Genomic DNA, 9,668 nt, shown 5'->3' with positions numbered 1-9,668 from the left:
GGCTTTGAGCGGGCTCAAAGCGAAGAAACTTAGGCCTCGAAAGAGAGTGGCCGTGGCCGAGCGTGGCCGAGCGTGGCCGAGCGTGGCCGAGCGTGGCCGAGCGTGGCCGAGCGTGGAGGGCTCGTCAGCAGGGTCAGCTACGCAAGCCCCGCCGCGCCGCTCAGCGCGCCGCCAGCACGCCCCGCCACAATCGCCCGAGCGGCACCGACCGGGCGATCGCCGTCTGCCCCGCGATGTTCGCGTGCACCCCGTCGCCGGTGTCGTACGGCGGGTAGATGGAGTTCGGGTCGGCCGGGTCGCGCAGCACGGCGTCGAAGTCGAAGACGCCGTCGCACGTCCCCGAGCAGTTGCCACCCGCCCGGACGAACTCGTTCACCACCGCGCGGCGCGCGTTCTGCTCGGCCGTGTAGCCGGGGCGTGGCGTGATCGGCGTGACGTAGACCTTGATCCCGGCCGCGCGCAGCCGGGCGAACGTGTCCCGGTAGGCCGCCAGGATGGTCTCCGCGTCGCAGTTGTTCGCGAGGTCGTTGGTGCCGTAGTAGTAGATGACCGCCCGTACGTCGTGCAGCGCGAGCACGTCGCGGTCCAGGCGGGAGACGCCGTCCAGCCCGCCACCCCCGCACGCGGGCGCCGCCGTGGTCCCGGCGATGCCCTCGTTGACGACGGCGAACTGCCGATCGGCGGGCAGCTCGTCCACGACGCGCTGCGCGAGCGTGTCGGTCCAGCGCTGGAAGACGGCCGGTGGCGGGCAGCCCGCGCCGCAGTTGTCCGCGCCCACGCCGTCGACCACCGAGCTGCCGTAGGCGACCACCGTGCCGGCCGCGTCGGGACCCAGCACGTCCACCGCGCTGACCAGGTAGGTCCAGCCGTGCGTGTCGGGGAAGGCGCCGCCCGAGGTGTCGGCGGTCGTGTTCCCGCCGCCGACGGCGGAGAAGTAGTTGGTGCGGCCGGCCAGGTCGTGCAGCATCATGCGGGTCGGGTTCGCCAGGTAGAAGCTCACGGCCAGGTCGTCCATGGCGCTGGTGGCGAGCTGCACGGGGTCGCTCCAGACCTCGCCACCGGCGGGCACCGACACGGCGGCCGAGCCGCCGAAGGTGACGTCGCGCAGGCTCTCGGGCCGGACGGCCGCACCGCCGGCGCTCAGGCCGGCCGTGGTGGCGTTCACGACCAGGGGCGTGGTGCCGAACTGGTTCTGCAGCCGCACGCGCAGCGCCGAGCCACCCTGAGTCAGCCGGGTCACGACCCGCACCGAGCGGTTCTGGAACGTCTCCGGGCTCAGCCCGGAGCTGCGCTGCTGCGACTGCGTCCACGACGTCGACCACGTGTCGGCGTCGGGCACGGCGTCGGACACGGCCCCGGAGGCGGTGACGGCACCTCCCGCGGCTACTCCAACCGCTGTGACGAGCGTGATCACGGTACGTGCAAGGTCTCGGAACTCCATCGGTCCACCTGCTTCGCTGCTCGAGTCGTCGTTGATCGAGTTCGCGGCACGGCACCCTGTGCGCCACCCCGGACGGAACATCCGCCGGACGGAACGTATGACCCGGGCACCCGACTGTCAACGCTGTCACCGCCGTCGAAGGCGCTTTTTGCTCGCGCCTGCGGGCAACTGGTCCCTACGGTGGGCGGGCGAAAGTTCCTTCGAGCAAGGAGACCACCATGCGCCGTCGTCGTCGTTCCGCACTTGCCGTAGCGAGCCTGGGGGTGGTCGCACTGCTCGCGTCCGCGAGCCAGGCCACCGCGAGCCAGGGCTCCGACGAACAGGGGTCGTCACTCGCGGCAGCCGCCACGCCGCTCACGGCGAGCAACTTCCGCTACACGCTGTCCGAGACGTCGTCGTCCCTGATCGGCGCCCTCGACGCCGCCCTCCCGAATGTCTCCATGAGCACCGTGGCGGACGACGGCAACCGCACCCCGAGCTGCCCCAGCGCTCCCTCGGTCACGCACCGCACCGCGTACTACTGCTGGAACGAAGGCGACCGGGACACGAGCGCCTGGTACCCGCAGGGCATCACCACCAGCTCGGACGCGTTCGCCGCGGGCACCTACGAGGGCAAGCGCATCAACCTGGTGAGCTGGTACGACCACGCCGACGACAACATCGACAAGGGCGTCCGCATCAGCGTGTCGAACCTGTCGGCGAGCGCGTCGGCCCCGCCGTACCGGCACCTGCTGCTGGTGGAGCCGAGCGGCACCGCCGCCGCGCCGTCGTTCAAGCCCATCGACATCCACGCGGGCGGCATCATGTGGTACGGCAACCTGCTGTACGTGGCGGACACGGGCGGCGGCTTCCGGGTGTTCGACCTGGACCACCTGTGGCAGGTCTCGACGGGTAGCGCGTCGAAGATCGGGCGGCAGTCCGACGGCTCGTACCACGCGTTCGACTACAAGTACGTGCTGCCGCAGACCGCCAAGTTCACGGACTCGACGGCGGGCGGCTACGCGCAGCTGCAGCACTCGTCGGTCTCGCTGGACCGCAGCAGCTCGCCGGACTCGGTGGTCGTCAGCGAGTACCGCAGCAAGGACGAGCTCGCCGACGGCGCCCAGGTGCGGACCATCCGCGTGCCGATCGACTACACGAACCGGTACCTCAAGCCGGCCTCGGACGGCGTCATCAAGGCCACCGAGGCGTACCGCACGGACCTGGAGAGCGTGCAGGGCTCGACCGCGATCAACGGTGAGTTCTTCTTCTCGCAGAGCGACGGCGACGACTTCTCGAACCCCACCTCGGACGGTGACCTGCACACGTTCGTCGCGCCGTCGGGCTCGATCGTGCGGCACGGTGACGCGCTGACGGTCGGCGCGGAGGACCTGTCCTACGACCCGACGCGGGACTACCTGTGGTCGCTCGGCGAGTACCCGGGCCACCGGTGGGTGTACGCGGCGGACGCGTCCTCGTTCTGAGCCCCGCCTGACGTGTCAGGCGTACAGGTCACCAGAGGGGCCTGTACGTCTGACACGTCGACCCATGGTGTCCGGGTCGCGCCGAACCTAGTCTTTGACGGTGACGCGCCGAATCGAGGATTACGGGTTGGTCGGGGACCTCCAGACCGCGGCTCTGGTCAGCCGCGACGGTTCGATCGACTGGATGTGCCTGCCGAGGTTCGACTCCCCGGCGTGCTTCGCGGCCCTGCTCGGCGACGAGCGGCACGGGTCGTGGCAGCTCGGCCCGACGTCGGGCGGCGCGTGCACGAGCCGGCGCTACCGCGGCGACACGCTGATCCTGGAGACGGAGTGGGACCTGCCCGAGGGGCGGGTGCGGGTGCTCGACCTGATGCCGCCGCGCGGCGAGGAGGCCGACCTGGTCCGGATCGTCGAGGGCATCAGCGGGCACGTGCCGATGACGACCGAGCTCCGGCTCCGGTTCGACTACGGCAACATCGTGCCCTGGATCACCTGGGACCGGGACGCGCTGCGCGCCGTCGCCGGTCCGGACTCGGTGCGGATCGACTCGCCGGTGCCGCTGGAGCACGCGGGCGCGAACGAGGGTTCGGTGCTGCGCGCGGAGTTCACCGTCGGACCGGGGGACCGGGTGCCGTTCGTCCTGAACTACCACGCGTCGCACCTGGCCACGAAGGATCCCGTGGACCCGTACGAGGCGCTGGCCGACACCGAGGACTTCTGGCGGTCCTGGGTCGGCGGGTGCACCTACACCGGCCCCTGGCCCGACGCCGTCCACCGGTCGCTGATCACGCTGAAGGCGCTGACCTACGCGCCGACGGGCGCCATCGCGGCGGCGGCCACGACGTCGCTGCCCGAGGAGATCGGGGGCGAACGCAACTGGGACTACCGGTACTGCTGGCTGCGCGACGCCGGACTCACCCTGCAGGCCCTGATCGGCACGGGCTTCATCGACGAGGCGCGGGACTGGCGGGCGTGGCTGCTGCGCGCCGTCGCCGGCGACCCCGCGGACCTGCAGATCATGTACGGGCTCGACGGACGCCGTCGGCTGCCGGAGTACACGATCGACTGGCTGCCCGGCTTCGAGGGCTCCGCGCCGGTCCGGATCGGCAACGGGGCGGCGAACCAGCTCCAGATCGACGTGTGGGGCGAGACGCTGGACGCCCTGCACCAGGCCCGCGAGGCGGGGCTGGAGCAGGACCAGGACGTGTGGCGGCTGCAGCGGGCCCTGCTGGAACACCTCGAGGAGCACTGGGCCGACCTCGACAACGGGCTCTGGGAGGTGCGCGGCCCGCGCCGCGCGTTCGTGCACTCGCGCGTCATGGCCTGGGCGGGCTTCGATCGCGCCGTCCGCGCCGTCGAGAAGTACGACCTGCCGGACGAACCCGTCGAACGCTGGCGCGCCGTCCGCGACCGCATCCACGAGGACGTCCTTACCAACGGGTTCGACGCCGAGCGCAACACGTTCACCCAGTTCTACGGCTCCGACGGGCTCGACGCCGCGCTGCTGCTCATCGGGCAGGTCGGGTTCCTGCCCTGGGACGACCCCCGCGTGGTCGGCACGGTCGACGCCGTGCAGCGCGAGCTCGGCCAGGACGGGCTCCTGCGGCGGTACCACAACGAGTCCGACGACCAGGTGGACGGCCTGCCGGGATCCGAGGCGACGTTCCTGGTGTGCAACTTCTGGCTCGTCGACGCGCTGCACGGCGTCGGCCGCGTCGAGGAGGCCGTCGCCCTGTTCGAACGGCTGCTCACGCTGCGCAACGACCTGGGGCTGCTCAGCGAGGAGTACGACGTGCGCACGGGCCGCCACCTCGGCAACACGCCCCAGGCGTTCAGCCACCTGGGCCTCGTCAACAGCGCGCTGCGGCTCGGCCAGGGCCTCGCCGAGCGCGTGGCCGGTCCGGAGGTCGACGGCGAGCGCGCCGCCGCCCCCGGAACCAAGGCCGTCCCGGCCGAATCTCAGCCGCGGGAGTCGCGCCAGGCGATCCAGCGCTCCGCGGTCGACAGGTCGTAGTCCGGCCCCGTCACCCCCACGGTGAACAGCGTGGCCCCGGCCGCCACCAGGGCCTCGCCCGTCTCCTCGGGCGAACCCTGCGCCTGCACCGAACGCTCCACCAGCTTCGCGGTGTCCCGGCCGACGGCGGCGCCGTGCTCGTCCAGGATCGCCGACTTGCTGGTCAGGGTCGGCACGTCGCCGAACGCGTGCCAGATGTCGGCGTGCTCGGCCACGATCCGCAGCGTCTTGCGCACCCCGCCACCGCCGATCAGGACCGGGATCTCGCGGGTGGGCGCCGGGTTGCCGGCCGCCAGCCGGGCCTTGATGCGCGGCAGGGCGTCGGCCAGGCTCGCGATCCGGGAACCCGCCGTGCCGAACTCGTAGCCGAACTGGTCGTAGTCCTTCTCGAACCAGCCGGCACCGAGGCCCAGGATCAGCCGCCCGCCCGAGATGTGGTCGACCGTGCGCGCCATGTCCGCCAGCAGGTCGGGGTTGCGGTAGCCGATGCCCGAGACCAGCGCGCCGATCTCCACGCGCTCGGTCTGCTCGGCCCACGCACCGAGCATGGTCCAGCACTCGAAGTGCTTGCCGTCGGGGTCGCCGCTGAGCGGGAAGAAGTGGTCCCAATTAAAGATGATGTCGACGCCGGCGTCCTCGGCGCGGAGCACCGCGTCACGAAGCTGCGAGTACTCGGCGTGCTGGGGCTGGAGCTGGACTCCGATGCGGATGGAGCGGTCTGTCATGGCGGCAGCCTACGACCAGCACGACCCAGGTCCGGTAGCCTCGGCGGCACGTGACACGGGGTGCCCTGCCAGGGCTGAGACCACACCCGTCGAACCTGATCCAGATCATGCTGGCGAAGGGATGTCCATCGTGACCTCTGTCGTACCCGTCTCCACGGCGACACCTGTGGAGACTCGCACCGCGCCCGACGACGGCGCCGTCCGCCCCTTCACCGAGGAGGCCTGGGACCGCATCGCGGGCTGGCGCGACGCCGTCGACCGCATGCCGTTCCTCCAGGCGCTCGCGGACGGCTCGCTGCCCACCGAGGCGTTCGCGTTCTACCTCGCCCAGGACGCCGCCTACCTGCGCGAGTACTCGCGTGTCCTGGCGCGGGCCGCCCAGCTCGCGCCCGACCCGGCCGCGCAGGGTTTCCTCGCCCGGTCGTCGGTGTCGGCGCTGGAGGTCGAGACGGCGCTGCACCGCGACTGGCTGGGCGCCCACGCCGGGCTCGCCGCGGGTGACGTCGCCGCCGTCGAGGCCTCGCCCGTGACCGCGGCCTACACCGGTCACCTGCACGCCGTGGCGTCGGGCAGCTACGCGGAGACCATCGCGGCGCTGCTGCCCTGCTACTGGCTATACGCCCACGTGGGCAGTGTGCTCGCGGACCTGGCCGGACGCCGCCCCGGCGGGCTGGCCGGCCACCCCTACGCGGCGTGGATCGGCACCTACGGTGACGAGGGCTTCCAGGCCGCGACCCGGCAGGCTCGCGCCCTGGCCGACGACGCCGCCCGCTGGGTCTCCCCGGACCAGCGGGAACGCATGCTGGGCGCCTTCGAGATCTCGTCGGTGCACGAGTACCTCTTCTTCGAGCAGGGCCTGACCCGGCCCGCCTGGCCGACGCCGCCCCTGTAGGCCGAGACTAGGGGGTGACGCCGCCGACGGCGCCGACCCGAGGACAGGAGCACCGATGCCGAATTACAGCACCTCCGCCGAGATCGACGCGACGCCCGAGGAGGTCTGGGCGGTCCTGTCCGACGTCGAGCACATGCCCGACTGGACGCCGTCCATGCGGTCGGTCGAGATCATCGACGGGCCCAACCCGCCCGACGTCGGCACCCAGGTGCGGATCGAGCAGCCCGAGCTGCCGCTCGCGGTCTGGCTGATGGACGAGTGGGACCCGCCGCGGCACTTCGCGTGGATCACGGAGGCGCCGGGCGTGACCACGCAGGCGGAGCACCTGATCGAGCCGCTGCCCGGCGGCCGGTCCAAGGTGACGCTCGCGATCACGCAGACCGGCTCGCTGGCCTGGCTGGTCGGCGGCATGGTGCGCAAGCGCACCCGGGAGTACGTCGACGCCGAGCTGGCCGGGCTCGAGGCCCGGGTCACCCAGCAGGGCTGACGCCGGGCCCGGCGCCGGCGCCCGGCGTCGTCCCGAATCAGGCTCGCGTGGCCACCACGAACACCCGGCGGAACGCCAGGGGCGTGCCGTGCGCGTGCTCGGGGTACGCCGCGCGCAGGGCCGCGCCGAAGTCCTCCTCGAACCGGGCACGCAGGGCCGGGTCCTTCGCCTCCAGCGCCTGGAGCGTGGGCTGGGCTCCGGTCGCCGAGATCCAGCGCAGCACCGGGTCCGGGCCGTGCAGCACGTGCGTGTACGTGGTCTCCCACGCGTCCACCGACCAGCCCGGCCGGGCCAGGATCTCCAGGTACTCGCCCGGGTCGGCGGTGGCCCGCCGCTCCACCGGTCCGACGACGTCGGCGTACGGCGCGCGTGCCGCGACCTCGCGCAGCAGCACGTGGCTGGGCGCGTCGTGGTTGCCCGGCACCTGGAAGGCGAACGTCTGGGTGGCCCGGTCGGCGAGGGTCGTCAGGAGCTCGCGGTGGCCCGGGACCCACTGGAGCGCCGCGTTGCTGATCACCAGGTCGGCCGTGTGCTCGTCGGTGCTGAGGTCGGCCAGCACGTATTCGGTGCCCGGGTCCGCCTCGCGGGCGCGCTCGATCATGGCGGGGGAGACGTCCACGCCGGTGACGTGCGCCTCGGGCCAGCGGGCGCGGAGCACCAGGGTGAGGTGACCCGGGCCGCAGCCCAGGTCGACGATCGTGGCCGGCGACCCGGGCACGCGGGCGACCAGCTCCGTGAACGGCCGGGACCGCTCGTCCGTGTACTGCAGGTATGCGCCGGGGTTCCAGTCGGCCATCACAACTCCTCGCCGTCGAGTATCTTGATGTCAAGATACATCACGCGCGGAGCAGCCCAGCGATTGTGCCCGGCGTGCACGGCATGTGCGGCAGCCCAGCGATCGTGCCCGGAACGGTGGCAGGTCCGGGCGCAATCGCTGGGCTGCGGCGCTCGCCGGCGGTGGCCGGTGTTCCGCGGCGTCGGCTACGCGACCTCGATGTAGTCGAGCTCCGTGAACGCCGTCCCCTTGCCCAGGCGGATGGTGTTCCAGCCGGCCTGCAGCGTGATGTCCTTGCTGGCCTGCTGCCAGTTGTCCCAGCCGGTGATCGGGTAGCTGACCGACCCGGCGGAGGCCCCGTTGACCGTCACCGTGTGCGACGCCGTCTCGACCGAGCCGTTGGCGTAGCCCACGTGCAGCGTGTAGCTGCCGGACGTCGGCACGTAGATCGCGCCGATGTCGACCGAGCTGTCGGCGTGGTCGATGTACGCGGCGACCTTGCCGTCCGAGGCGCCGGCCGCGTTCTCGCGCACCGAGCAGTTGTTCAGGGTGCCGCGCTCGGCCTCGTAGCGCACCCGGCTGCCGCGCACCACGGGGTTGGAGCCGGCCCAGCCGAGGTCGGCCACGTACATGCCGCGGCCGCCCGCGTCCCGGTGGCCGTGGAAGATCAGCTTGTCGCCACCGCCGTCGCGCAGCACGTCCGCGCCGCCGGGACCGGCCACCGCGCCGTCGAGCGAGTCGGTGGTCATCAGGAACCGGAAGGCCTTGGTGTACGGGCCGGTGATGGAGCTGGCCACGGCGTAGTTGGTGCCGTATGAGTTGGTGCTGTACGGACCGGCCGAGTAGAACAGCACGTACTTGCCGTCCACCTTGGTCACCACGGGCGCCTCGATGATGCCGGCCTCGTCGGCCCGGTCGTTGCGCAGCACCTGGGTGGCGCCGCCCTGGAACGTGATGCCGTCCGCGGCCACGCGCTGCACGTGGATCCAGGTGGTGGCGCCGATGGCGTTGCCGTCGTTCTTCCACAGGATGTACCGGGTGCCGTCGGTGTCCACGAAGCTGGACGCGTCGATGGCGCCGCCGTCGCCCAGCGGGCAGATGAGCGGCTCGCTGCCGACCGGGGCGAACGGCCCGCCGGGGGAGTCGGCCAGCGCGGCGCCGATGCACTGGCGGCCGGACGCGTTGTGCCAGGCCGTGTAGTAGAGCAGGTACTTGCCGTCGGCGCGCTGGGAGACGTCGGGCGCCCAGGTGCGGCCGGTCTTGGCCCAGGCTCCGAGCGTCGGCAGGGCGTCGGTGGACTGGTAGGTCCACGGGCCGTCCGGGTCCGGCGCCGTGGCCCAGGGCAGGTTCTTGCCCTCGTTCGTGGCGTAGGCGTAGTAGGTGCTGCCGAACTTAGCGACGTCGGGGTCGGGGAAGTTGCGGTCGAGCACGAGGCTCGGGCGCACCGTCGGCTGGACGGAGACGTCGCCGGCGGGCGCGTCGTCCGCGGGTGCCGCGGGTGCCGCGACGGCGGAGCTGGTGGTGAGGGTGCCGAGCGCCAGTGCGGCGACGGCGACCCCGGTGGCCAGGGCGCGGGAGAAGCGGGGAAGTACCACGTTGAACCTCCGAGCTGGAACGAACCGGACGGGTGAATTGTCGCCACCGTGCGGATCCCTGTAAAGGCCTGGGCGTCCGCGGGGGCGAAAAAGATCCAACGTTAAACCGATCCGACGCGGAGTGGCCTGCCGTCCGCTGCTGCCCGGCGGCCGCGGTCCGTTGGCTGCCGCTGCCCCTGGTGGACCGGCAGCGACGGCAGTTTGCCCCGCGAACTCGGCAGTTTGCGGCGCAAAGTCGGCACTCTGCTTTGAGGTCGGCACAGGCCTGTGCCGACC

General features: G+C 72.0%; 8 protein-coding genes and 1 riboswitch. Of the genes, 4 read left to right on the top strand and 4 right to left on the bottom strand.

The annotated features are described in order from the left end of the window. Nucleotides 1-160: 160 nt before the first annotated feature. The gene (locus tag ACFU5G_RS26655; RefSeq protein ID WP_377251550.1) at nucleotides 161-1,441 is read right to left on the bottom strand and encodes a GDSL-type esterase/lipase family protein; all 1,281 of its coding nucleotides are present in this window, start codon (nucleotides 1,439-1,441) and stop codon (nucleotides 161-163) included. 218 nt (nucleotides 1,442-1,659) lie between these two features. Between ACFU5G_RS26655 and ACFU5G_RS26650 the strand changes: the two genes are divergently transcribed. After that, nucleotides 1,660-2,904, top strand: a complete 1,245-nt coding sequence (locus ACFU5G_RS26650) for a hypothetical protein (RefSeq protein WP_377251548.1) — start codon at nucleotides 1,660-1,662, stop codon at nucleotides 2,902-2,904. Between the two features lie 100 nt (nucleotides 2,905-3,004). Further along, complete coding sequence (locus tag ACFU5G_RS26645) at nucleotides 3,005-4,918, top strand: glycoside hydrolase family 15 protein (protein ID WP_377251546.1); 1,914 nt, start codon at nucleotides 3,005-3,007, stop codon at nucleotides 4,916-4,918. Here the strand turns inward: ACFU5G_RS26645 and ACFU5G_RS26640 are convergent. Next, entirely contained in the window at nucleotides 4,864-5,643 is a 780-nt protein-coding gene (locus ACFU5G_RS26640) for an LLM class F420-dependent oxidoreductase (protein WP_377251544.1), read from the bottom strand. The two genes, ACFU5G_RS26645 and ACFU5G_RS26640, sit on opposite strands and share 55 nt — an antisense overlap. A gap of 46 nt (nucleotides 5,644-5,689) precedes the next feature. Next, nucleotides 5,690-5,782: riboswitch (TPP riboswitch) on the top strand. On the opposite strand from ACFU5G_RS26640, the gene ACFU5G_RS26635 reads away from it, so the two are divergent. Both ACFU5G_RS26635 and ACFU5G_RS26630 read left to right on the top strand, forming a co-directional pair. Further along, nucleotides 5,774-6,535, top strand: a complete 762-nt coding sequence (locus ACFU5G_RS26635) for a TenA family protein (RefSeq protein WP_377251542.1) — start codon at nucleotides 5,774-5,776, stop codon at nucleotides 6,533-6,535. Its footprint overlaps the riboswitch before it by 9 nt. A gap of 55 nt (nucleotides 6,536-6,590) precedes the next feature. Further along, entirely contained in the window at nucleotides 6,591-7,022 is a 432-nt protein-coding gene (locus ACFU5G_RS26630) for an SRPBCC family protein (RefSeq protein ID WP_377251540.1), read from the top strand. Nucleotides 7,023-7,059: 37 nt separating this feature from the next. On the opposite strand, the gene ACFU5G_RS26625 is transcribed toward ACFU5G_RS26630, so the two are convergent. Both ACFU5G_RS26625 and ACFU5G_RS26620 read right to left on the bottom strand, forming a co-directional pair. Then, nucleotides 7,060-7,818, bottom strand: a complete 759-nt coding sequence (locus ACFU5G_RS26625) for a methyltransferase domain-containing protein (protein ID WP_377251538.1) — start codon at nucleotides 7,816-7,818, stop codon at nucleotides 7,060-7,062. 185 nt (nucleotides 7,819-8,003) lie between these two features. Further along, a complete protein-coding gene (locus ACFU5G_RS26620) occupies nucleotides 8,004-9,392 on the bottom strand; it encodes a family 43 glycosylhydrolase (RefSeq protein WP_377251536.1) in 1,389 nt (462 codons plus the stop codon). Between the last annotated feature and the right edge of the window lie 276 nt (nucleotides 9,393-9,668).

The sequence above is a fragment of the Promicromonospora sp. NPDC057488 genome, assembly GCF_042802395.1.
Lineage (GTDB): Bacteria > Actinomycetota > Actinomycetes > Actinomycetales > Cellulomonadaceae > Promicromonospora.
This window is presented reverse-complemented; position numbering and strand designations above follow the sequence as displayed.